Origin of the sequence: uncultured Bradyrhizobium sp., assembly GCF_964252615.1 — a bacterium.
In the GTDB taxonomy this organism is placed as follows: domain Bacteria; phylum Pseudomonadota; class Alphaproteobacteria; order Rhizobiales; family Xanthobacteraceae; genus Bradyrhizobium.
On the sequence record NZ_CAXUNQ010000030.1, the window covers coordinates 1 to 22918 of the forward strand.

General features: G+C 64.0%; 17 protein-coding genes. 9 read left to right on the forward strand and 8 right to left on the reverse strand.

Features of this window, described 5'->3' with window-relative positions; translation table 11 throughout:
- Window positions 1-501 precede the first annotated feature (501 nt).
- Window positions 502-1449, reverse strand: coding sequence for an alpha/beta hydrolase (locus ACFE72_RS15365; protein ID WP_375413973.1), 948 nt, complete (start codon window positions 1447-1449; stop codon window positions 502-504).
- A 198-nt stretch (window positions 1450-1647) separates the two neighbouring features.
- On the opposite strand from ACFE72_RS15365, the gene ACFE72_RS15370 reads away from it, so the two are divergent.
- From ACFE72_RS15370 to ACFE72_RS15390, 5 genes are all read left to right on the forward strand, one after another.
- Window positions 1648-2127: an Hsp20 family protein gene (locus ACFE72_RS15370; protein WP_375413974.1), complete on the forward strand. Its 480-nt coding sequence runs from the start codon at window positions 1648-1650 to the stop codon at window positions 2125-2127.
- Between the two features lie 241 nt (window positions 2128-2368).
- Window positions 2369-2665 carry a hypothetical protein gene (locus tag ACFE72_RS15375; protein WP_375413975.1) on the forward strand — a complete coding sequence of 99 codons (297 nt, stop codon included), beginning with the start codon at window positions 2369-2371 and terminating at the stop codon, window positions 2663-2665.
- 523 nt (window positions 2666-3188) lie between these two features.
- The gene (locus tag ACFE72_RS15380) at window positions 3189-3830 is read left to right on the forward strand and encodes a hypothetical protein (protein ID WP_375413976.1); all 642 of its coding nucleotides are present in this window, start codon (window positions 3189-3191) and stop codon (window positions 3828-3830) included.
- 478 nt (window positions 3831-4308) lie between these two features.
- Complete coding sequence (gene gltB / locus ACFE72_RS15385; protein WP_375413977.1) at window positions 4309-9057, forward strand: glutamate synthase large subunit; 4749 nt, start codon at window positions 4309-4311, stop codon at window positions 9055-9057.
- 147 nt (window positions 9058-9204) lie between these two features.
- Window positions 9205-10662, forward strand: a complete 1458-nt coding sequence (locus tag ACFE72_RS15390) for a glutamate synthase subunit beta (protein WP_375413978.1) — start codon at window positions 9205-9207, stop codon at window positions 10660-10662.
- Between the two features lie 131 nt (window positions 10663-10793).
- On the opposite strand, the gene ACFE72_RS15395 is transcribed toward ACFE72_RS15390, so the two are convergent.
- The 3 genes from ACFE72_RS15395 to ACFE72_RS15405 form a co-directional block, all read right to left on the reverse strand.
- Window positions 10794-11681 (reverse strand): TauD/TfdA dioxygenase family protein, encoded by an 888-nt coding sequence (locus ACFE72_RS15395; protein ID WP_375413979.1) that lies wholly within the window; start codon window positions 11679-11681, stop codon window positions 10794-10796.
- 172 nt (window positions 11682-11853) lie between these two features.
- Window positions 11854-13488, reverse strand: a complete 1635-nt coding sequence (locus ACFE72_RS15400; protein WP_375413980.1) for a DUF459 domain-containing protein — start codon at window positions 13486-13488, stop codon at window positions 11854-11856.
- A 159-nt stretch (window positions 13489-13647) separates the two neighbouring features.
- Window positions 13648-15006: a lytic murein transglycosylase gene (locus tag ACFE72_RS15405; RefSeq protein WP_375413981.1), complete on the reverse strand. Its 1359-nt coding sequence runs from the start codon at window positions 15004-15006 to the stop codon at window positions 13648-13650.
- Between the two features lie 249 nt (window positions 15007-15255).
- Here ACFE72_RS15405 and galU point away from each other — a divergent pair, with 249 nt between their 5' ends.
- Window positions 15256-16131, forward strand: a complete 876-nt coding sequence (gene galU, locus ACFE72_RS15410) for a UTP--glucose-1-phosphate uridylyltransferase GalU (RefSeq protein ID WP_375413982.1) — start codon at window positions 15256-15258, stop codon at window positions 16129-16131.
- A 135-nt stretch (window positions 16132-16266) separates the two neighbouring features.
- Complete coding sequence (locus tag ACFE72_RS15415) at window positions 16267-16515, forward strand: hypothetical protein (RefSeq protein WP_375413983.1); 249 nt, start codon at window positions 16267-16269, stop codon at window positions 16513-16515.
- Window positions 16516-16632: 117 nt separating this feature from the next.
- Here the strand turns inward: ACFE72_RS15415 and ACFE72_RS15420 are convergent, their stop codons facing one another.
- Window positions 16633-18366, reverse strand: coding sequence for an outer membrane beta-barrel protein (locus tag ACFE72_RS15420; RefSeq protein ID WP_375414019.1), 1734 nt, complete (start codon window positions 18364-18366; stop codon window positions 16633-16635).
- Window positions 18367-18651: 285 nt separating this feature from the next.
- Here ACFE72_RS15420 and ACFE72_RS15425 point away from each other — a divergent pair, with 285 nt between their 5' ends.
- Window positions 18652-19668, forward strand: coding sequence for an SIS domain-containing protein (locus tag ACFE72_RS15425; protein ID WP_375413984.1), 1017 nt, complete (start codon window positions 18652-18654; stop codon window positions 19666-19668).
- A gap of 108 nt (window positions 19669-19776) precedes the next feature.
- Here ACFE72_RS15425 and ACFE72_RS15430 read toward each other — a convergent pair whose 3' ends face one another.
- The 3 genes from ACFE72_RS15430 to hemH form a co-directional block, all read right to left on the reverse strand.
- A complete protein-coding gene (locus tag ACFE72_RS15430) occupies window positions 19777-20223 on the reverse strand; it encodes an NfeD family protein (protein ID WP_375413985.1) in 447 nt (148 codons plus the stop codon).
- 7 nt (window positions 20224-20230) lie between these two features.
- Window positions 20231-21223, reverse strand: coding sequence for an SPFH domain-containing protein (locus ACFE72_RS15435; protein WP_375413986.1), 993 nt, complete (start codon window positions 21221-21223; stop codon window positions 20231-20233).
- A gap of 147 nt (window positions 21224-21370) precedes the next feature.
- On the reverse strand, window positions 21371-22408 hold the full coding sequence (gene hemH, locus ACFE72_RS15440) for a ferrochelatase (RefSeq protein ID WP_375413987.1): 1038 nt from the start codon (window positions 22406-22408) through the stop codon (window positions 21371-21373).
- A gap of 82 nt (window positions 22409-22490) precedes the next feature.
- Between hemH and ACFE72_RS15445 the strand changes: the two genes are divergently transcribed.
- Window positions 22491-22889, forward strand: a complete 399-nt coding sequence (locus ACFE72_RS15445; RefSeq protein WP_375413988.1) for an MAPEG family protein — start codon at window positions 22491-22493, stop codon at window positions 22887-22889.
- Window positions 22890-22918: the final 29 nt, after the last annotated feature.

The following is a 22918-nucleotide window of genomic DNA, read 5'->3' on the forward strand; positions in this document are numbered from 1 at the left end:
TCATTGCCGGGCTTGACCCGGCAATCCATCCGCTTCGAAACGACTCTTGCGAAGACGGATGGATACGCGGGTCAAGCCCGCGTATGACGAGATGTGTCAATCCAGTAGGGTTTGACCCGGCCATGACGGCCTCCCCGTGTCCCGGGCGCGATGCGGCATTCTTCATGCCGCTTCGCAGAACCGGGACCTCGGTTTCTTCGCGTCGCAAGCAACCGGGACCCCGGCTCTGCAGCGCACCGCTCCGCAAAAGCTGCGCGCTGCGCTGCGTCCGGGGAACGCGCCCCTGGAGCGCGATATTGCAAGACGCTGCAACACACGCCGCGTCAACCGCGGGCTTGACCCGCGTATGACGAAATGTGTGAATCCAGTAGGGGCAAAACCGGCAATGACGATGAGATGTGTGCGTCAGTAGGGTCAAGCCGGCCATGACGCGGAGCATGTGCATCTCCTAGTGCCTGCGCGGAAACGGTTCAACTGTTGTGTCAGGGACAACCGTTGCCCTTACCCGAACAGCGGCGTGCCCGGCACGAAGGCATCGAACGCCGCCCAGAATTGGGCGCGAAAACGGTCCTGCTCCTGCAGGATTTCGTGTTTCGAGCCGGCGATGACGAGATGCGAGCCGGCGCGCAGATGATAAGCGAACTCCTCGATCGCGGCGGTGGAGACGATGGTGTCGTGGCTGGCGGCCATCATCAGGATCGGCTGGCGGATCTCGGAAGGGTAGTTCGAGGCGCGAAAGCCGTGCATCGCCTTGAACGCGGTGTCGGCCCACGCCACCGTCGGCGACGCCAGACCAAGCGTCGGGTCTTCGTCGAGGATCGCCGCGTTGCGGGCGAAGCGCACGGGGTCGCTGGTGAATGGATTGTTGATGAATGACGTCGCCCCGGTCAGTTCGTCGCTGCCGCCGGGAACATAGCGGCCGCCCTGCCCCGCCAATCGCATCGCCCGCAACAAGACGCGCGCGGGCAGCGAGGTGGTGCGGCCGGGAAGGTCGATCATCGGCGCCGACAGTACGATGCGGTCGAACCATCGCTTGCCGGCATGGGCGACGCGCAACATCACCGCACCCCCCATCGAATGCGCCAGCGCGAAATGCGGCGGCGGGCAATCCGGCAGCACCACCTGTTGCACAAAGGCTTCGACGTCGATCTCGAAATCAGAAAAATCGCGGACATAGCCTTTGCGAGAATTGCGCAAGTGCCGCGACGAATGGCCCTGTCCGCGCCAATCGATCATCGCCACCGCAAAACCGCGATCGCGCAGGTCGCGCACGGTTTCAAAATATTTTTCGATCGATTCGCTGCGCCCGGTGAAGACGCACACCGTGCCCTTGCGGCCGGGCGGCGGCGCCCAACGCGCGAAGCGCAGTTCCGCGCCGTCCCTGGTCTTGATGGTGCCGCTGACGACGTCGTCCGGAACCGGATTGGCGGGAATTGAAACGAGGGTCATGGCCGGGACCGGATAGGTGGAAATGGTCTGGAATCAAGAGCGGAGCGTTCAAAAAAGGCAACGTTTTCACCCTCTTGAACACGGGCGGGACCCTCCCATATCACCTTCGTGCAGGCCTCTACTAGGCTGCATGCAGACGAAAGCCCGGCCCGATGGCGGGCGGGACACTCAACCAGTCGCTCAATGGAGGACTATCCTATGCGTAGCTATGACCTCACCCCGTTTTATCGTTCCACCGTCGGCTTCGACCGTTTCTTCTCGTTGCTCGACCAGGCGGCCGCCGACGGCAGCCCTGGCTATCCGCCCTACAATATCGAGCGTACCGGCGAGAATGCGTACCGCATCTCGGTCGCGGTTTCCGGCTTCGCGCAGCGTGAACTCTCCATCGTCGCCAAGGAAAACACGCTGACGATCAAGGGCGAGAAATCCGCCAATGAAAACGGCAAGGACAAGTCCGAAGTGCTGTACCGCGGCATCGCCGCGCGGGCCTTCGAACGCGCGTTCCAGCTCGCCGATTTCGTTCAGGTGAAAAACGCTTCGCTCGAGAACGGCCTGCTCCATGTCGATCTGGTCCGCGAAATCCCCGAGGCCAAGAAGCCCCGCAGTATTCCGATTGCGGTCAGCAATGCGGTCACTCCGCAAGTGGTCGACGGCTCGGCCGAGAAGGTCGCCGCGTAAGCGCGGCTATCGGCAAGTTGCTTCTTACGAAAGCGCCCCGGTGCCCCGGGGCGCTTTTTTTCGTTCGGCATTCCGCAAAGGCCGGAGACCCATGCCGCCGTCATAGCGATCAGGCACGATGATCCGGTAGTATGGCGCAAACGCCACCAGGCCCGAGGAATGAGCGGTGGAGACCAGCAACCAGTAGTGGCGGCTACAGCCCGACTCGCTCGGATTCCGCCGTTGCCGTGTTTTGCAACGAGTGAAGGGCAAGCGCGCACCGGCGCTGAGCCGCGATTGTGGACTGTCTTACAAGTCTGCATTCGTGTTGCTGCACGAGCTTCGCGAAGCGATGGCAGAGGAAATGAAAGGCCGCGTCGTCGGCGGTGAAGGCAAGGTTGCACGCTTCGAAATGAAGCGCATCAACCATCAGGAAGCTTACAGCTTCGAGGGCGCTGCACCCATCAGGCAGAGGAATCTAGACTTTAATTCGATTATGTTGAATGATCGATGCCGGAGGATCACGACAAACGATCTTAGCAAGGGGTCCTCTCTTTGAGAGAGGGATTATAATGGCGAACGACAAGAACCTACCCGGAAGCGCGACGACCATGGTGTGTCCGAAGTGCGGCGGAACGATTGAGGTCCGCGCTATCAATCCCGCACTGATCGCGTGCGGACAATGCGGATACCACCCATACGGAGACGTGCCAGCGGGCATGGAGAAGGACGCGGCCGATCCTACCGTCAGCACGGGTGTGCAGGGCCAGAATACGCGTTTCCCACAGGAAAAACCCCTGTCTGGTCCGGAGCGACCCTCCTCAAGTACCCATGGCAGTTCGCCGCACGAAGCTGGTCCTATCTCACCCGAAACTCCGAAAAGCGAAGGAGGACAGGTTGAAAAGCCTCCATCGTAACATCGAAGTGAAACGAAATTAATTGCGCGGGCTTGGCAAAACTCGCCTGTTTTGACCCTCTGGATCGTAATTTGATATTGCCGACCTTTGTCAGGTACCGGGCCGACCGCGTGCAGGTCCCCGCCTTCAAGTGCGACCGCTGAAGCAAATCTGAGGGAGGAGACGATGTTCGGGAAGTCGATTCTTTCCGGTGCGATCGCGGCGCTTGCGATTCCGTGCGCCGCCCAGGCCCAGTTGCTCAAGGTCGTCGAGGTCAACGCGCCGAAGGTAAACTGCGTCTTTCAAACCGACTGCAAACTTCCGGTCACCGACACTTCCAGCAACATTTCGCCGCCATTTCTGGCGGATCCGGGCACCGCATGGATGCAGTCGCGCACGTTCGCGGGCGAGGCCGGCGCGCCCGGCGCGGGCACCACCGGCTACGAGTATCGCCTCAGCATGACCCAGGCGTCAGCCCCGGGATGCATCTTCGGGTTCAACCTCAATTTCGGTCCGCACAAGCAATTGCCCTATGCGAACAACGAGCTGGCCGATGTCTACGTCGTCACCACCGGCGGCCTCGGGACGATCGGCCTGAAATCTGCCGAGCGGAATGGCGATATCATCATGTTTACGTTCGCGGGCGAAGTTTGCGCGGACGGGCCGCCGGACGTCAAGAAAACCACGTTCTTTTTCGGCCTTGCGGCAGCCGCTGCTCCGATGAAAGTGAGCGCGAGCGTGTACGGTACCGGCGATCCCGGGTTTTTCGCAATCGAGGCACGCGTGCCAACGCATAGCGTCCCGGAAGATCCGCCCGGAGGTCTGTAGCCGAAGGACGCTTGCGCTCCCTTACCCCTCCCGACACGCGGGGCCGTGGTGATGTCGGCACTGCCGGCGGCCGGCTGGTTCGTCGCCCATCCGGTACGCCGGCCCGGTCGCAGCAGATTGCCTCAGTTCCGGCGCCGCCGGCGCGGACGGCAGGCGGTGATCAGCTATGCAAACAGGGACTCGCACACGCTTGTGTGTTAGAAAAAAATTTGGCAATGTCAGGGTTAGGACAGCATGGCTGTCTCAATTGCGGCGGGTAATCCCGGCATAGGGATTGCAACGAAAGTCTAGCTGAAGCAGCTGGGAAATTGCAGGCAAGGCCGTTCCTCGGGGACGTTGAACGCCAAAACCTGAATTCTGAAATTGCGGCTCGCGAAGGACGAGCGGTGGGCCCCAGGGTTTGAATCAGGGGGACCGTGAACGCCCAAGGTGCGCCGAGGCGGAGGCAACACCCTTGCCGGGGTGGGAGGACTTGAAGATGAGCAGGTCGGGATTGGAAAGCGAGACCATCGTGACGGAAGCGCTGCCGGCGGATCCGCTCGCGAAACCGCCGGCGGCCGCGCGTGAGCACACGCTGCGCGAGCATACCTGGCGGCCTCCCGCCGAAGGCATGTATGACCTGGGCCAGGAAAAGGATGCCTGTGGCGTCGGCTTCATCGCCAACATCAAGGGCAGGAAGTCGCACCAGATCGTCTCGGATGCGCTCGACATCCTCTGCAATCTCGAACATCGCGGCGCGGTCGGCGCCGATTCGCGCGCCGGCGACGGCGCCGGCATCCTGGTGCAGATCCCGCACCGTTTCTTTGTACGCAAGGCCGCCGAGATCGGCTTTCAATTGCCGGAGCCCGGCGACTACGCCATCGGCGCGCTGTTCATGCCGCGCGACACGGCGTGGCGCAACGTCATCAAGAGCATCATCGCCGATCAGATCCGGGATGAAGGACTAATGCTGCTCGGCTGGCGCGAGGTGCCGACCGACAACTCGTCGCTCGGCGAGAGCGTGAAGCCGACCGAACCGGCCAACATGCAGGTGTTCATCGGCCGCAACGGCGCGGCCAGAGACGACGACGAGTTCGAGCGCCGGCTGTACATCCTGCGCAAGTCGATCTCGCAGGCGATCTATCAGCGCCGCGACCGCGGTCTCGCCGGTTATTATCCCTGCTCGATGTCGTGCCGCACCGTGATCTACAAGGGCATGTTCCTCGCCGACCAGCTCGGCAAATATTATCCCGATCTGCACGAGGACGATTTCGAGAGCGCGCTGGCGCTGGTGCACCAGCGCTTCTCCACCAACACCTTCCCGACCTGGTCGCTGGCGCATCCCTACCGGATGATCGCGCATAACGGCGAAATCAATACGCTGCGCGGCAATGTCAACTGGATGGCGGCGCGGCAGGCCTCGGTGCATTCGAAGCTGTACGGCAAGAACATCTCCAGGCTGTGGCCGATTTCCTATGAAGGCCAGTCTGACACCGCCTGCTTCGACAATGGCCTCGAATTTCTGGTGCAGGGCGGCTATTCGCTGCCGCACGCGGTGATGATGATGATTCCGGAAGCGTGGGCCGGCAACCCGCTGATGGATGAGCAGCGCCGCGCCTTCTATGAATATCACGCTGCCATCATGGAGCCCTGGGACGGTCCCGCGGCAATCGCCTTCACCGACGGCCGCCAGATCGGCGCCACGCTGGATCGCAACGGGCTGCGCCCGGCGCGCTATCTCGTCACCAGGGATGACCGCATCGTGATGGCGTCCGAAATGGGCGTGCTGAAGATTCCGGAACAGGATATCGTCACCAAGTGGCGGCTGCAGCCGGGCAAGATGCTGCTGGTCGATCTCGAACAGGGCCGGCTCATTCCGGACGACGAGATCAAGGCGCAGCTTGCCAAGAGCCATCCCTATCGCGAGTGGCTCGATCGCACCCAGATCGTATTGGAGGAACTGCCGGACGCGCCGGTCAAGGGCATGCGTTCCAACCTGCCGCTGCTCGACCGGCAGCAGGCGTTCGGCTACAGCCAGGAAGACGTCACCATTCTGATGACGCCGATGGCCTCGACCGGCGAGGAAGCCAACGGTTCGATGGGCAACGATACGCCGATCTCGGCGCTGTCGGACAAGCCGAAGCCGCTGTTCACCTATTTCAAGCAGAATTTCGCCCAGGTCACCAATCCGCCGATCGACCCGATCCGCGAAGAGCTGGTGATGAGCCTGGTCTCGATCATCGGGCCGCGGCCAAACCTGTTCGATCTGCAGGGCGTGGCCGGCACCAAGCGTCTCGAAGTGCGTCAGCCGATCCTCACCGACGCCGACCTGGAGAAAATCCGCTCGATCTCCGACATCGCGGCCAGCCATTTCAGGTCGCGCACGCTCGACACCACCTTCCATGCCGGGTTCGGCGCGGCCGGGCTGGAGCAGGTGCTCGACGAACTCTGCGCGCGCGCGGAAGGCGCGGTCCGCGAAGGCGTCAATATCATCATCCTGTCCGACCGCATGGCGGGCTCGGACCGGATCCCGATTCCGTCGCTATTGGCCTGCGCGGCCGTGCACCATCATCTGATCCGCACCGGGCTGCGCACCTCGGTCGGGCTTGTCGTGGAGTCGGGCGAGCCGCGCGAGGTGCATCACTTCGCATGCCTGGCCGGTTACGGCGCCGAAGCGATCAATCCCTATCTGGCCTTCGAAACCATCATCGCGATGAAAGATCGGCTGCCGGTCGCACTCGAGGACTACGAGATCGTCAAGCGTTATATCAAGTCGATCGGCAAGGGCCTGCTCAAGGTGATGTCGAAAATGGGCATCTCGACCTATCAGTCCTATTGCGGCGCGCAGATTTTCGACGCCGTCGGGCTGAAGGCTGATTTCGTCTCCAAATATTTCGTCGGCACTCACACCCGTATCGAAGGCGTGGGGCTTGCCGAAATCGCCGAGGAGACCGCGCGCCGCCATGCCGACGCGTTCGGCGAAGCGCCGGTGTACAAGACCGCACTCGACATCGGCGGCGAATATGCCTATCGCACCCGCGGCGAGGACCACGCATGGACCGCCGAATCGGTGTCCACGCTGCAGCATGCGGTGCGCGGCAATTCGCTGGAGCGCTACAAGGCGTTCGCGAGGATTCTCAACGAACAGTCGGAGCGGCTGCTGACGCTGCGCGGGTTGTTCAAGATCAAGACCGCCGAAGACGAGAAGCGCAAGCCCGTTCCGCTCGATGAAGTCGAGCCGGCCAAGGACATCGTGCGGCGCTTCGCGACAGGAGCGATGTCGTTTGGCTCGATCTCGCGCGAGGCGCACACCACGCTGGCGATCGCGATGAACCGGATCGGCGGCAAGTCCAACACCGGCGAGGGCGGCGAGGAAGCCGACCGCTTCAAGCCGATGCCGAACGGCGATTCGATGCGCTCGGCGATCAAGCAGGTCGCATCGGGGCGGTTCGGCGTCACCACCGAATACCTCGTCAATGCCGACATGATGCAGATCAAGATGGCGCAGGGCGCCAAGCCCGGCGAAGGCGGTCAGCTGCCCGGCCACAAGGTCGACGCCGTCATCGCCCGGGTTCGCCACTCGACGCCCGGCGTCGGCCTGATCTCGCCGCCGCCGCACCACGACATTTATTCGATCGAGGACCTGGCGCAGCTGATCTACGACCTCAAGAACGTCAATCCGGACGGGCAGGTGTCTGTAAAGCTGGTGTCCGAAATCGGCGTCGGCACGGTTGCGGCGGGCGTCGCGAAAGCGCGCGCCGACCATGTCACGATCGCGGGATTCGAAGGCGGCACCGGAGCCTCGCCGCTGACCTCGATCAAGCACGCGGGAAGTCCTTGGGAAATCGGCCTTGCCGAAACCCATCAGACCCTGGTGCGCGAGCGGCTGCGCAGCCGCATCGTGGTGCAGGTGGACGGCGGCTTCCGCACCGGACGCGACGTGGTGATCGGCGCGCTGCTCGGCGCCGACGAATTCGGCTTTGCCACGGCCCCCTTGATCGCGGCCGGCTGCATCATGATGCGCAAGTGTCATCTCAACACCTGCCCGGTCGGGGTAGCGACGCAGGACCCGGTGCTGCGCAAGCGTTTTACGGGCCAGCCCGAGCACGTCATCAACTATTTCTTCTTCGTCGCCGAAGAGGTGCGCGAGATCATGGCCGCGCTCGGCTTCCGCAAGTTCGACGAGATGATCGGCCAGGTGCAGATGCTCGACCAGTCGAAGCTGGTGGCGCATTGGAAGGCCAAGGGGCTGGATTTCTCAAAACTGTTCTTCAAGCAGGAGGCCCAGCCCGGCCAGAAGGTTTTCCATGCCGAGGCGCAGAACCATCATCTGGAGGCCGTGCTCGACCGCGCGCTGATCGCGCAATCGCAGGCGGCGCTCGATCGCGGCGCGCCGGTCAAGTTCGAGATGCAGATCAACAACACCAACCGCAGCGCCGGCGCCATGCTCTCGGGCGCCATCGCGAAGATTTACGGCCATGCCGGCCTGCCGCACGACACGATCCAGGTGGGCTTCAAGGGCACTGCGGGTCAGGCGTTCGGCGCATGGCTGTGCCGCGGCGTGTCGTTCGATCTCGAAGGCGAGGGTAACGATTATGTCGGCAAGGGCCTGTCCGGCGGCCGCATCGTCGTCAAGCCGCCGCGCAACTCCGGCATCGTGCCGGAGGATTCCATCATCGTCGGCAACACCGTGATGTACGGCGCGATCGAGGGCGAATGCTATTTCCGCGGCATCGCCGGCGAGCGTTTTGCGGTGCGCAACTCCGGCGCGGTCGCCGTGGTCGAAGGCGCCGGCGATCACTGCTGCGAATACATGACCGGCGGCATCGTGGTGGTGCTGGGCAGGACCGGACGCAATTTTGCGGCCGGCATGTCCGGCGGCATCGCCTACGTGCTCGATGAGGCCGGCGATTTTCCGAAACTGTGCAACATGGCGATGGTCGAGCTCGAGCCGGTATTGTCGGAAGAGATGATCAACGAAAATACCTATCACCAGGCCGGCGATCTCGAAGCGCATGGGCGGGTCGACGTATTTGCCGATCTGCTCAACTCCGACATCGAGCGGCTGCATATCCTGATCACGCGGCACGCAAGGCTGACGGGCTCGCGGCGCGCCGCCGAGATTCTGGCGAACTGGAAAACCTGGCTGCCGAAATTCCGCAAGGTGATGCCGGTAGAGTACCGCCGCGCGCTGAAGGAAATGAAGGCCAACGCCGACGCCGAACCGAAAATCGCGATCGGAGCCTAGGGTACAAGCGACACCGTCATCCTGAGGTGCCGGCGCGTGGCGCCGGCCTCGAAGGATCGAAAGAGGCGAACACTCATCCTTCGAGACGCGGCGAAACCGCCGCTGCTCAGGATGACGGAGAGACAGGTTGCGGGGGCACTGGCGTTAATGGGCAAGATTACAGGTTTTCTCGAGATCGACCGCCGCGACCGCAAATACGCGCCGGTCGCCGAGCGCGTCAAAAGCTATCGTGAGTTCGTCATTCCCTTGAACGAGAAGGAAACCCGCGACCAGGCCGCGCGGTGCATGAATTGCGGCATACCCTATTGCCATGGCACCGGCTCGGTGGCGCCGGGCACCCCGGGCTGCCCGGTCAACAACCAGATTCCGGATTTCAACGATCTGGTCTATGCCGGCAACTGGGAAGAGGCCGCGCGCAACCTGCATTCGACCAACAATTTTCCGGAATTCACCGGACGCATCTGCCCGGCGCCGTGCGAGGCATCGTGCACGCTCAACATCGACGACAATCCGGTCACCATCAAGACCATCGAATGCGCCATCGCCGACCGCGCCTGGGAGAATGGCTGGGTCAAGCCGGAACTGCCGTCGGTAAAGACCGGCAAGAAGGTCGCCGTGATCGGCTCGGGGCCCGCGGGCATGGCCTGCGCGCAGCAGCTGGCGCGCGCCGGCCACGACGTGCACCTGTTCGAGAAATTCGCCAAGGCCGGGGGCCTGCTGCGTTACGGCATTCCCGATTTCAAGATGGAGAAACACGTCATCGATCGCCGCGTGACGCAGATGGAGGCCGAGGGCGTCACCTTCCATTACGGGTCGGCGGTCGGCGGCAGCGCGCCCGGCGCGATCGATCCGCAGGCATTGCTGAAGACCCACGACGCGGTGGCGCTGACCGGCGGCGCCGAAGCCGCGCGCGACCTGCCGATTCCCGGCCGCGAACTCTCCGGCATCCATTTTGCGATGGATTTTCTGCCGCAGCAGAATCGCCGCGTTTCCGAAGAGCCGCTCGGCAGCGCACCGGATATTCTGGCGACCGGCAAGCACGTGGTGGTGATCGGCGGCGGCGACACCGGTTCGGACTGCATCGGCACCTCGTTCCGGCAAGGAGCGGCGTCAGTAACCCAGCTCGAGATCATGCCCGCACCTCCGCAACATGAGAACAAGGCGCTGAGCTGGCCGAACTGGCCGCTGAAGATGCGGACCTCGTCGAGCCAGGCCGAAGGCGCGCGCCGCGAATATGCCGTGCTGACGCAACGATTTTCAGGCGAAGACGGCCACGTGCAAAAGCTGCATTGCGTGCAGGTCGACGACAAGTTCAAGCCGATTCCGGGCAGCGAGTTCGATCTCGACGCGCAGCTCGTGCTGCTGGCGATGGGCTTCGTGCATCCGGTGCATGAAGGCCTCTTGAAGACGCTCGGCGTCGACCTCGACCAGCGCGGCAACGTCCGCGCCAATATGAGCGACTACCAGACCTCGCTGCCAAAGGTGTTTTCAGCCGGCGACATGCGCCGCGGCCAGTCGCTGGTGGTCTGGGCGATCCGCGAAGGCCGGCTCTGCGCGCGGGCGATCGATACGTTCCTGATGGGATCGACGACGCTGCCGCGGTGACGGTGTCGTCGTCCCCGCGAAGGCGGGGACCGATCACCACCGACGGTTATGAAGTGGCAGGCCGCTGACACCTTCCGCCCCGGCAAGGACGGAGGGTGATGGGTCCCCGCCTGCGCGGGGGACGACAAAAACTACTCCGCCGCCTGCTGCGCTACCGTAGGCTGCGTGCCGGCCACGGTGGCGCGGCGCATGTCGCGGGGCTGCGACTGGTCGTAGCGGCGCACCCGGTGCATAGTCTGGCGGTTGTCCCACATCACGAGGTCATGCAGCGTCCATTTGTGGACGTAGACGAACTCCGCTTTGGTGGCGTGCTCGGTGAGATCGCGCAGCAATAGCCGCGCTTCCGGCACCGTCATGCCGAGAATCGCGCCGGCATGCGAGGACAGATACAGCGACTTGCGGCCATGCGCCGGGTGCGTGCGCACCAGCCGTTGCCTGACCGGCTTGAACAGCCGCTTCTCTTCCTCGGTGTAATCGAGCAAGCCCAGCGATCCCCGTGAATACATCAGCGAGTGCTCGCAGACCAGGTCCTCGATTTCGGCCTTGGTCTCGTCGTCGAGCGCGTCATAGGCCGCGCGCATGTCGGCGAATTCGGTATTGCCGCCCCTGGGGTTCACCACGCGCGCCGACAGCAGCGAGAATTTTGCCGGGACCGGGCGAAACGAGGAGTCGGAATGCCAAAGGCAGTTGCCGAGGTTGAACAAATGGACGCGGCTGTCATGCGGCAGCGGCTTGCCGTCCTTGCCGAGGTTGGAAACGTCGTTCAGGCCGGTGGAAAGCCGCGCGTCCTGCGGCTTGACGATATTGCCGCCGCGCGGATTCTCGCGCTCGCCGAAATTCAGCGCGAACGCGAGCTGCTGTTCGTCCGTGATGTCCTGGCCGTGAAACACCAGCACGGCGTATTTGTCCATGCCGTCCTCGATCGTCCGCGCCTGATCCCTGGTCAGAGGCCTAGTGAGATCGATGCCGGAAACCTCGCCGACGAAATGCGGATGGAGCTGCTTGATTGCAACAGGCATGGCGTTTTCCCGGACCGTCGCGCGGTTGATCCGCGCCGATTGCAAAAAATGCTACTCCGGCGAACAACGATGTCAACATGCTCCGGCACGGCGCCACGCATGCCGCTCATCGCAGGGTTTGCAGGATACCGGGCCTGCGTGCCGCGCACGCTTTCCAAAACGACGCGCTCGGTCACCGCATGAAGAAATTCGGCACCGACGCCGCGCGTCCGACGCTGCCGGGCGGGCGAGGCGGCGGCACGGCGCGGGGCCGCTGCGGTACGCCGCTAAAGCTGAAGAAATCACCCGACGCCGACGCCGGCGCCGCTGCGGGCTGGATCGGGCGCAGCTTTTTCGGCTTCGGCACCGGGGGGGCCATGACGGACGTCGCGCCTTCCGGCGACACCGCGGCCACCGGAATATCGCCTTTGGCCGTTTCACGGCCGACTTCGCGGCGCGGCCAGGCGAAATCATCGGCACGCCCGGCCGGTGCCGACAGCGGCTCGCCCTTGACCAGGGTTCGTGCCGCCAGCGCATCGACCGCCGCCGGCCGCGAGCCGGGGCCGCCAAGCAATTGATCGGTGCCGACCGACGATGCCACCAGCGGCAGGATCGGTCCCGCCAGCGGCCGCGGCGCCGGCTTGCCGGGCTCGGCATTGGCATCGGGCGTTGCAGGCTCGCTCGGCAGCGCGATCGGCGCCGAGCGGCCGGTCATCAGCCGCGTCACCTCGCGTTCGACATAGTGCGCGAGCTTGCGCGCGCCGGCCCTGGTGAAGAACACGCCATCATCGGAGCGCAGCTTTCGCGGCTGGCCTTCGAAATCGGGACCTCTCTGCAGGAACCGGCCGGCCTCGTCGACAAATCCGTCCCAGACGTCGACATAGGTGATCCCGGCCTTGCCCGCGGCGTCGCGATAGAGCGAGTCCAAAAACAGCATGTCCGCGGTGGCCCTGGTACCCCGCACCGCCGGCAACCCGACCCACAGCACCGGAACGCCCTTGGCCTTCAGCACGCCGATCATCTCTTCGATCTTCTTCGAATAGAGCTCGACCCAGCGGTCTTCGCGAAATTCATAGACGCCGTTCGGCGAGCGCGTACTTTTCTCCGGAGCGGCCGGCTGCGCATCGGCGTTATCGGCGTCGTCGGACGCCAGGTCGGCATCGGCCGGCTTGTCCTCGGGTTTGGCATCGGCGGCCCCGTCCGGCTTGGCCGCGGGCTTGCCGTCGGCAGGTTTGGCATCCGGCTTGGCCTTCGCATCCTTCTTGTCGACCTTCTTGTCGGCAGCCGGCTCGCGCATCGAACCCCGGTCGTTGAGGCCGAGCATGACGACAATGGCGTCGGGTTTTTCAACGGCGAGGATGCCCTTGGCCGCCGCCGCCCAGTCGGCGGGGTCGCCCTTGGGCTGATACCTGATCAGCCCGGACCCGGTCTTGTGCTTGCGGATCACGCCCATGTCGGACTGTTCCGAATAAGCGTCTTCGAGGCCGTAGGCCAGCCAGTCCGCCATGGCGTCGCCGAGCACCAGGATGTTGCGCTCTGCCGCATTGTCGCGCTTTTCCGGCGCCGGCGCCTTGGAAAAATCCTCCCGCGGGGCCGCCCGCCGGGGCGCCTGCTGCTGGAACGGCGCGAACACGTCGTTGCCGAACCAGCCGCCGCCGCCGCGCGGGATAGGCTGCGACGGCCGCGGCGGCGCGCCGAAATTGCCGAAATTGAAAAACTGCGCCGACGCGGGGCCGGCAATGCCGACCAACAGCGCCCCCGCGACCGCCAGCGCGATCAGCGGGCCGCTTTCGGTAAAGATGCGCAGAAAGGATTTCGGGCTCGGCATGGGCGTTGTTGCAAATCAATGGGTCAGGCGTTGCTATACTAGCGGAATCGGGCCGCAAGCGGGTAGCTTTTGCAGCCATAAACCGGGCCGCGGCCGCCGCCGTCAAGTGCGCCGCAAAAATCCGGGTTTCAGGGTTACTTTCGCGCCGTAAGGAGCGTTTTACCGGCCCCTGAGCCGGTCCAGCACGTCGGAGGAAGCAAATCCGTCCGCAGGCGTCCCGATCGAGGCCTGGAAGCCGCGCAGCGCCTCCCGGGTCTGGCCGCCGAGCTGGCCGTCGGGGGTGCCGCGGTAGAAGCCCCGTTGCGCCAGCAGCTGCTGCAATTCGAGCCGCTCGGCGCGCGACAGCACGCGTTCCTGCCGCGGCCAGGGCTGCACGAACGGCGCGCCGCCACGCAATCGATCCGCAAAGTGCCCGATCGCCATGGCGTAGGCTTCCGCCGGATTGTATTTCATGATGACGCGGAAATTCTGCAGCATCAGGAAACCGGGACCCTCGGCGCCGGCGGGGGCCAGCAGATAGGCCTTTTCGTTCGGATACGGAAACGGCTGGCCGCCGGCGCGTTTGACGCCCAGATGTTCCCACTGCGCCAGTGTCATCGCCTTGGCGCGGTCCGCCAGCATGTAATTGAAACCTTGCGGTACCACGACCTCGAGCCCCCAGGTCTGGCCGCTCTGCCAGCCGTCTTTCTTCAAATTGTTGGCGGTGGAGGCGATCAGGTCGGCGGCATCGTCGACCACGTCGCGGCGGCCATCGCCATCGGCATCGACGGCATAGCGCTTGAACGCGGTCGGCATGAACTGGGTCGGCCCGAACGCCCCGGCCCATGAGCCGCGCATCTGTTCCGGGCGAAGGTCGCCGCGGTTGAGGATTTCCAGCGCCGAGAGAAATTCATCCCTGAAATATTTCTGGCGGCGGCCGATGCAGGCCAGGGTCGCGGTGGACTGCAGCACGCTGCGGTCCCCCATCATGGTCGAATAGTTCGACTCGACGCCCCAGATCGAGGCGATGATATAGCGGTCGACGCCATAGAGTTTCTCCACCGCGTCGAACTGCGGCTTGTATTTGGCGAGCACCTCGCGGCCCTTGGCCATGCGGGTGTCGTTGACCAGGATGTCGAGATAATCCCAGATCGACTTGGTGAATTCCGGCTGCGAATCCATCAGGTCCATGATGCGCAAGTCAGGCTGCAGGCCCGCGGTAAAGCGCTCGAAATTGGCGCGGGTGATGTTTCGACGCGCGGCGTCAGGCCACATGCTACCGACGCACGAGTCGAAATTCGCCGCGGCCTCGCGGATCGCGCTCGCAATCATCAAGGGATGGCCGGAGGCGCCGTCCTCGCCGCTCCACGGCGGCGCCGGGGCGGAAGGCGGCGATGGCGGCGCCTGCACCATCGCCCGCGGCACGAAGCCGGGCGCGGGCTGGCTTACTTGATTCGGCGGGATCGAGCCCGTGGCGTTGTGCGGTTTCAGCGGAGCGCCGCCGACCGAAATCTGGGCCGAGGCTGTTTGCACAAGCATGAGCGCGGTCAACACCGTGAGCGCCGTTCCTATCCGACTGCCGATCCCTGCCCTCATCCCTGGTCCGATCCCCGCCTTAAAAAACATCCGGTCTTCAGGAGGCCTTGTCACGGTTTCCATCAGCTTAACAAGGCGGTTTTTTGTGGTTCTTGCCTCTCCCTGCTCTTTCGCAGGTGGACCACACATCCGCCTTTGCTCCCGGCTGCAAACGGGCTACCACATGCGATCCATTCAAGGTTCCACGATCCCATGAAAATTCGCAAAGCCGTTTTCCCGGTCGCCGGCCTCGGCACCCGGGTCTTGCCCGCCACCAAGGCGATGCCGAAGGAAATGCTGACCATCGTCGACAGGCCCCTGATCCAGTATGTGGTGGACGAAGCGAAGGAAGCCGGCATCGAGCATTTTGTCTTTGTCACCGGGCGCAACAAGAGCGTGATCGAGGATCACTTCGACCGGATGTACGAACTCGACGCCACGCTCAGCGCGCGGGGCAAGACGGCCGAGCAGGAGGTCTTGGCGCGTGACCAGCCCGCCGCCGGCGCCACCAGTTTTACAAGGCAGCAGGCGCCGCTCGGCCTCGGACACGCGGTGTGGTGCGCGCGCGACATCGTCGGCGACGAGCCGTTTGCCGTGGTGCTCCCCGACGAACTGGTGCTGAACAGGCCGGGCTGTCTCAAGCAGATGATCGAGGCCGCGGAAAAGCTCGGCGGCAATTCCAACCTGATCGCGGTAGAGGAAGTGCCCGGTCATCTGACGCACAATTACGGCATCTGCGGCGTCGGCGCCCGCCAAGGCAGGACATTTGAAATCAACGGCATGGTTGAGAAGCCGAAACAGGGCACCGCCCCGTCCAACTTCTCCATCACCGGCCGCTACATCCTGCAGCCGCAAATCTTCAGGATCCTGGAAACCCAGGAGCGCGGCGCCGGCAACGAAATCCAGCTCACCGACGCCATGATCGGACTGGCCAGGACGCAGAAATTCTACGGCGTCGAATTCGAAGGCGAGCGGCACGACTGCGGCTCCAAGGCGGGTTTCCTGCGCGCCAACATCGCCTTCGGCATGGCCCGCGCGGACCTGCGCGACGGGTTGCGCGAGGAGATGAAGAGATATCTGGAGAAGTGACGTGGAGATGTCCGCATGATGCGTCATCGCCGGACTTGATCCGGCGATCCATCTTCTTCGAAAGGCTCTTTCCGAAGGATGGATACGCGGGTCAAGCCCGCGTATGACGGGATTGAACATTACCGAGACGCACCCGTGAACGACTACTCCGCCCTGCGCGACTACCTCAAATCCCGGAAGCTGCCCGAATTCACACTCTCCTTCGATCAGATCGAGGAGATCATCGACGCCGCATTGCCCCGCGCGGCGCATCGCGCGTCGTGGTGGGAGACGCTGCGCAGCCCGCAGGAGAAAATGCCGCAGCGCGAGGCCTGCATCGAAGCGGGCTACATCGCGACTCGGCTGGCGGACGGCAAGCAGGTGCGGTTCAGACGGATGAAGTAGCAGCGCAGGCGCAGCACCATACGCCGCGTCATACGCGGGCTTGACCCGCGTATCCATCTTCGGAAGAGTCGTTTCGAAGGGGATGGATTGCCGGGTCAAGCCCGGCAATGACGGGGGCTACCTTTGCAGCCTTACCCCCAGCATTACCACCGTCGACGCCGAGCTCGATCCCGGCTGGTTGGAGTCCAGGATATCCCGTCGCACGGTGGCCTTGGCCCAGACGTCACGGCTGAGCTTGTAGATCAGATCGCCCGAGATCGAATAGAGATGGTCGAAACGCGCGTCGCCCTGATAGGCCGAGGTGCCGAAGGTAAACTTGCCGACCGCGGTCAACCAGCGGCGGAAGTCGTGATCGACTTCGAACGTGTAGAGATGCGTCAGCACACCGGAGACGCCAGGCAGCGTGGTCTCCCCGATGACGGTGTCGGAATAGAATTTCGCCGTGGTAAGCGGGGTCGCCGCCCAGACCAGCGATGCCGAGGTCAGCAATCCCTGCAGCCGGTTCAGCCGCGGATCGGTGTAGCTGCGCTCGGCCCATCCGATCGAGGCTTCGCCGGTAAGCAGCCGGGTGAATTCGAAGCTGGTGCCGCCCTTGATATAACCGCCATTGGAGTCGCGCGCATAGCCGGCGCGATCCACCATTAGCTCATGCACGCGGGTGTCGCCCTGGATCTCCCCGAACGGTTTAAGGCCCGGCATCACCTCGTAGCTGACGCGGGCGATGCCGCCATAGGCATTGAAGTTGCGGTCGTCGTTGTTGGCGATGGAGCCGTCGGTGAGCACGGAATTCTGGTAGGTGGTATGATCGACGGTGGCGCCCGCCGACACTTGCAGCCGATTGAAATTCTGGTCGACCCCAAAAGTGCCGCCGAGCGTCGTATAGATCGGGTATCTGGCGAGGCCCGCCTGGATGTTGGGGCTGCCGGGATTGTCTGTGGCGACGCGCAGGCGCAGTTGGCCGAGCAGCCTTGTGTCACGCGTCACGTCGAGACGGCCATCGACATGTCCGGTAAAGTCCGGCCGGTCGACATTGACGGGCGCGGACGAGACGGTGCCGTCGGCCGGCGGAAAGGTCTGGCTGTAGCCGGTGAACGAGCCGCGGAGATCGGCTATCAATGCGTGGCGTTCCCAATCGGAAACCACCAGCAATTCCGGCGCCACCACGTAGAGCGGCGACCCGCGCGGCACATAGGTGCGGCCGGGATTGCTGTCGTAGCCGCCCATGAATTCGACCGCGGTCTTGACCAGAAAACTGCCATAGTAATCGCCGACCGCGCCGAACGGATCGTCGTCGACCTTCAGCCGCTTGCGGGTGGGTTGACCGGGCACGGTACCGGCCATCGCCGGCGGGATCGGCGTTCGGTTGGCGGTCGCCGATGGCGGCTGCGGCAAACGCGGCGGCGGCAATCGGGGATCGGGGACCGGCCCTACCGGCGGGCGATTGCCGGGGCCCGCCAGCTTGGGCTTCGGCTGCCCCGGATAGAGTTTCGCCTTTTGCCGCTTGCGGTTTAGCGAGTCGTAACCGGACGATGAGGCGCCGCTCGCCGCGGGCAGGCCATAGCTCGGAATATTGCCGATCCGCGAGGATGCCGGCGCGTCGGGATTGCGCAGGCGGTTGTCGCTCGAGTTGTTGCGATCGTCGGGTGTGGATTGTGCGATATTATAGCCGGTCTTGCGCAGCGGCGAATCCTGCGGCGACACGAAGCCGTCGCGCACCGGACGGAAGAGATCGCTGGTCAGGGTCTGCGCCTCCACGCGGCCGGTTTGCAGGGCGATCACCACAAGGCATGGCAAAAGCGTGCGTAGGGCTGCTACGCGCTGGTGGCGGCTCGCTGCTGGACCCGACATCACGGCTTCAAATACTCCAACGAAATCAATCAAATGCCGACGGGTCCGGGATGCGCGCGAACACGCCCGCGAAATCGTCGTTAATGGAGTTAAAACAATTATGGTTAATGAGCCGTTGAGAGCCCCGGCCTCGCGTCGCATCGGATGTGCGGCCGTGCTAGAACGGCCGCGAGGCGAACCCCGAGGGCCGTCATGCCGGGTCAAGCCCGTTCGTAAGAAGGGCTTCACGAAGAGGATGGATGCGCGGATCAGGCCCGTGCATGACGCGGCAAACTATTGGAACCAGGCATGGCCACATCGAAATCGCGAGCCGCGACATCCGCCGCGACGGAACCCGACGCCGCCGTGCAGTCGGCGCTGCGCACCCTGGATGCGGAAGGCAGCGGCATCACCGCGCTTGCCGCAGCGCTGCAATCCGATCTTGGCCCCGCCTTTGCCGGCGCCGCCGACCTGATCCGCGATGCCAAGGGGCGATTGATCATCACGGGCCTGGGCAAATCCGGCCACATCGGCCGCAAGATCGCCGCGACCTTCGCCTCCACCGGAACGCCGGCCTTTTTTGTCCATGCCGCCGAAGCCGGCCATGGCGACCTCGGCATGATCACGCCGGACGACGTCATCCTGGCGCTGTCCTGGTCCGGCGACCAGCCGGAGATGAAAAACCTCATCACTTACGCCAAACGATTCCGTATCCGGCTGATCGCGATGACCGCCGACTCCTCCTCCACCCTCGGCAAAGCGGCCGACGTGGCCCTGACCCTGCCCAAGGCGCCCGAGGCCTGCCCGCACAACCTTGCCCCCACGACGTCGTCGGTGATGATGCTGGCACTGGGCGATGCGCTCGCGATCGCGCTGCTGGAAGGCCGCGGTTTTACGCGAAAAGATTTCAGCGTGCTGCATCCCGGCGGCAAGCTGGGGGCGATGCTGAAATTCGTGCGCGACCTGATGCACACCGGTGACGCCGTGCCGCTCAAACCGCTGGGCACCCGGATGTCGGACGCGCTGGTGGAGATGACGTCGAAGGGCTTCGGGTGCGTCGGCATCGTCGATTCGAGCGGCGACCTGGTCGGCATCATCACCGACGGCGACCTTCGCCGCCACATGCGGCCCGATCTGATGGCCGCCGCCGTCGACGAGGTGATGACGAAAAATCCGAAGACCACCTCGCCCGATACGCTGGCGATCGAGCTTTTGGATACGATCAACTCGTCCAAGCCGGCGGTGACGGTGCTGATCGTGGCCGACGGCAACAAGCCGGTGGGAATCGTGCATGTGCACGACGTGCTGAGGGCCGGGGTAGCTTAGGGAATCGTAGCGTGGGTCAGGCGCGCAGCGCCGTAACCCGCCGGAGCGACTTGCACCTGGCGCCAACTGGTGGGTTACGCGCCTTCGGCGCCGACCCACCCTGCGGCCTTACGCCGCCGCCACCGTCAGACTGGCGCCATCCGCATGCACGATCCGCACGCGGCTGCCGGCGGGCGCGTCGGGGCCGGCGATGCGCCAGACGGTATCGTCGATCCGCACCGTGCCCAAGCCGTCGACGATCGGTTTTTCCAGCGTGAACACCCGGCCGACCAGCGCATCCGAGCGCTTGTTGAGGAACGGATTGCTCGGGCTCGCGGCGGTAGGATTGCGCGCAACGCGGCGCCACAGCGGCACCGCGGCTGCGGCGAAGACCGCGAACATCAACAGCTGCAATTGCCACGACGGCGCGATGGCGAACGACAACAGCCCGACCAGCAATGCGGCAAGCCCAAGCCAGAACATGAAGACGCCCGGCGCAAGCAACTCCAGGCCCATCAGCAGCAGGCCGAATATCAGCCAGTTCCAGCCGCCAAGGGTCACGAACATCCCGGCCATGTTATCCTCAGCGTTGCGGCGGTATCGGCGGCGAGCCCGCGCTTGGCACCGATCCGCGCCGCGTCGCGGCCTGCGCCGATGCCGCGCTTTCGCCGAATGTCGCTTTCGCGATTTCGCCGATGCCGGCCAGCGAACCCAGCATGCTCATGGCCTCGACCGGCAGCATGATGATCTTCTGGTTCGGCGAATCCGCAAGCTGGCCGAATGCCTTGATGTATTTGTCGGCAATGAAATAGTTCAACGCGGCGACGTCGCCCTTCGCAATCGCCTCGGAAACCATCTGCGTCGCCCTGGCTTCGGCCTCCGCGGAACGTTCGCGCGCCTCGGCGTCGCGGAATGCGGCTTCGCGGCGGCCTTCCGCCTGCAGGATCTGTCCTTGTTTGGCGCCCTCGGCGCGCAGGATTTCCGATTGCCGCTGGCCCTCGGCCTGCAGGATATCCGCACGCTTGACGCGCTCGGCTTTCATCTGGCGGCCCATGGCTTCCACCAGATCCGCCGGCGGCACGATATCCTTGATCTCGATGCGATTGACCTTCAGTCCCCACGGCGACACCGCCGCATCGACCACGCGCAGCAGGCGTTCGTTGATCTCGTCGCGATGCGACAGCACCTGGTCGAGGTCCATGGCGCCCATCACCGAGCGGATGTTGGTCATGGTCAGCACGATGATGGCCTGGTTGAGATCCGACACCTCGTAGCTTGCCTTGGCGGCGTCGAACACCTGAAAGAACGCCACGCCGTCGACCGTCACCGTGGCGTTGTCCTTGGTGATCACCTCCTGCTCCGGAATGCTGATCACCTGCTCCATCATGTTCATCTTGCGCCCGACCCGGTCGAAATACGGGATGATGATGTTCAGCCCCGGCGACAGCGTGCGGGTGAACTTGCCGAACCGCTCGATGGTCCAGTCATACCCCTGCGGCACGGTTTTGACGCCGGCAAACAGCGTCAGGATGATCAGGAGCACGAAAGCGATGGCGAAAATGTCGAAACCGGTCATCTAATTCCCCCGGGGCACACCTGTTGGACGCCGGCGCGAGTTGCCGCCGCGCGGTTTAACATAAGTCGCCGATTCGGAATGCAAGGTTCGAGACGCTCTCACCACAGTGCCGTCAGCGCGGCAATGCCGACGCCGTGAGGGCGGCGGCTAAATCCACCCCTGCAGTTCGCGCAGCACCAGCCGGCGAATCACATCCATGCCGCAATCGCTGTCGTTCAGGCAGGGGATGGCGGCAAATTGCTCGCCGCCGGCATGCGCGAAAATCTCGGCATTTTCCTGGGCGATCTCTTCCAGCGTCTCCAGGCAATCCGCCGAGAAACCGGGAGTGATGACGGCGATGCGGCGCACGCCATCTCTGCCCAGTTGCTCGATGGTCTTGTCGGTATAGGGCTGCAGCCATTGGTCGAAGCCGAAGCGCGACTGGAAGGTCAGCATCAGCTTCGACGCGTCGAGCCCCATGCGCGCGCGCAACGCCGCGGTGGTTGCCATGCATTGCGCAGAATAGGGGTCGCCCTGGTCGATATATTTCTGCGGCATGCCGTGGAACGACGCCACGATGATCTCGGGCCTAAAGGTGAGCGTCTCAAGATGCGCGTCGATCGAAACCGCCAGCGCCTCGATATAGCCGGGATCGTCGTAATACGGCGGGGTCACCCGCAAGGTCGGCTGCGCGCGCATCGCGCCGAGCACGCGAAACACCTCATCGCATACGGTGGCCGACGTCGCCGCGGAATATTGCGGATACAGCGGCACCACCAGAAGGCGGCTGCAGCCCTGCGCCGTCAAGGCGTCGATCCGCGACTTGATCGACGGGTTGCCGTAGCGCATCGCCCAGTCGACGACGACGTGATCGTGCCCGGCAATGGCGCCGCCCAGTTTTTCCGACTGCGCGCGCGTAATGGTCTTCAGCGGCGATTCGTTCTTCTCGGTATTCCAGATTTTCCGGTAATCGCGCGCCTTGCGGCTCGGGCGGGTGCGCAGGATGATGCCGTTCAGCGTCAGCTTCCACAGCAAGCCCTGGTTTTCGATCACCCGCGGATCGGACAGGAACTCCTTCAAGTAGACGCGCACGCCGCGCGTGTCGGCGCTATCCGGCGTGCCGAGATTGACCAGCAGCACACCGACGCGTTCCGGCCTCGTCTCGGCCGCGGTCAAAGCTTTTCCGATGGGCACGACCACGCTCATGATTTCAATGGCTTCGCGCGTTGCGCCGACCTTGTCAAGATAACGCGCGTTTCGCTAAGGTCACGCGGTCCCGGGGGGAGCCATGACGATCGCCGACTGGTGCGTTTTTGCAAGCGTGATGCTCTATCTCGCGACGATCGCGCCGATCAAGTGGCTCGGGTTTCGCAGCTTCGACAACGCCAATCCGCGCGACCCCGCCTTTTACAGTGAGCCGCTACGGGCCCGCGCGCTCGGCGCGCATCAGAACGGCATCGAGGCGTTCCCGTTTTTCGCCGTCGCCGTGCTGCTGGCCGAATTTCGCGGCAGCCCGCAGAACCTCGTCAATGAACTGGCGGTACTGTTTCTGATCGTGCGGATCGCCTACGTCTTCACCTATCTCGGCGACCGGCCGACGCTCCGCTCGATCCTGTGGGGCATCGGGTTCGTGATCAATGTGGGGATATTTTTTCTGCCGATGATAAGGAGCTCGGTGCCCGTCTGACCCGTTCTGTGGCGGCGTCAAGCCCCGCG

Coding starts and splice junctions, on each gene's coding strand:
- ACFE72_RS15435 (WP_375413986.1), bottom strand. CDS start 21,223: ATGACCGGTTTCGACATTTTCGCCATCGCTTTCGTGCTCCTGATCATC.
- ACFE72_RS15370 (WP_375413974.1), top strand. CDS start 1,648: ATGCGTAGCTATGACCTCACCCCGTTTTATCGTTCCACCGTCGGCTTC.
- ACFE72_RS15400 (WP_375413980.1), bottom strand. CDS start 13,488: ATGCCGAGCCCGAAATCCTTTCTGCGCATCTTTACCGAAAGCGGCCCG.
- ACFE72_RS15380 (WP_375413976.1), top strand. CDS start 3,189: ATGTTCGGGAAGTCGATTCTTTCCGGTGCGATCGCGGCGCTTGCGATT.
- ACFE72_RS15365 (WP_375413973.1), bottom strand. CDS start 1,449: ATGACCCTCGTTTCAATTCCCGCCAATCCGGTTCCGGACGACGTCGTC.
- ACFE72_RS15405 (WP_375413981.1), bottom strand. CDS start 15,006: ATGCTTGTGCAAACAGCCTCGGCCCAGATTTCGGTCGGCGGCGCTCCG.
- ACFE72_RS15430 (WP_375413985.1), bottom strand. CDS start 20,223: ATGGCCGGGATGTTCGTGACCCTTGGCGGCTGGAACTGGCTGATATTC.
- ACFE72_RS15425 (WP_375413984.1), top strand. CDS start 18,652: ATGGCCACATCGAAATCGCGAGCCGCGACATCCGCCGCGACGGAACCC.
- ACFE72_RS15395 (WP_375413979.1), bottom strand. CDS start 11,681: ATGCCTGTTGCAATCAAGCAGCTCCATCCGCATTTCGTCGGCGAGGTT.
- ACFE72_RS15390 (WP_375413978.1), top strand. CDS start 9,205: ATGGGCAAGATTACAGGTTTTCTCGAGATCGACCGCCGCGACCGCAAA.
- gltB (WP_375413977.1), top strand. CDS start 4,309: ATGAGCAGGTCGGGATTGGAAAGCGAGACCATCGTGACGGAAGCGCTG.
- ACFE72_RS15445 (WP_375413988.1), top strand. CDS start 22,491: ATGACGATCGCCGACTGGTGCGTTTTTGCAAGCGTGATGCTCTATCTC.
- hemH (WP_375413987.1), bottom strand. CDS start 22,408: ATGAGCGTGGTCGTGCCCATCGGAAAAGCTTTGACCGCGGCCGAGACG.
- galU (WP_375413982.1), top strand. CDS start 15,256: ATGAAAATTCGCAAAGCCGTTTTCCCGGTCGCCGGCCTCGGCACCCGG.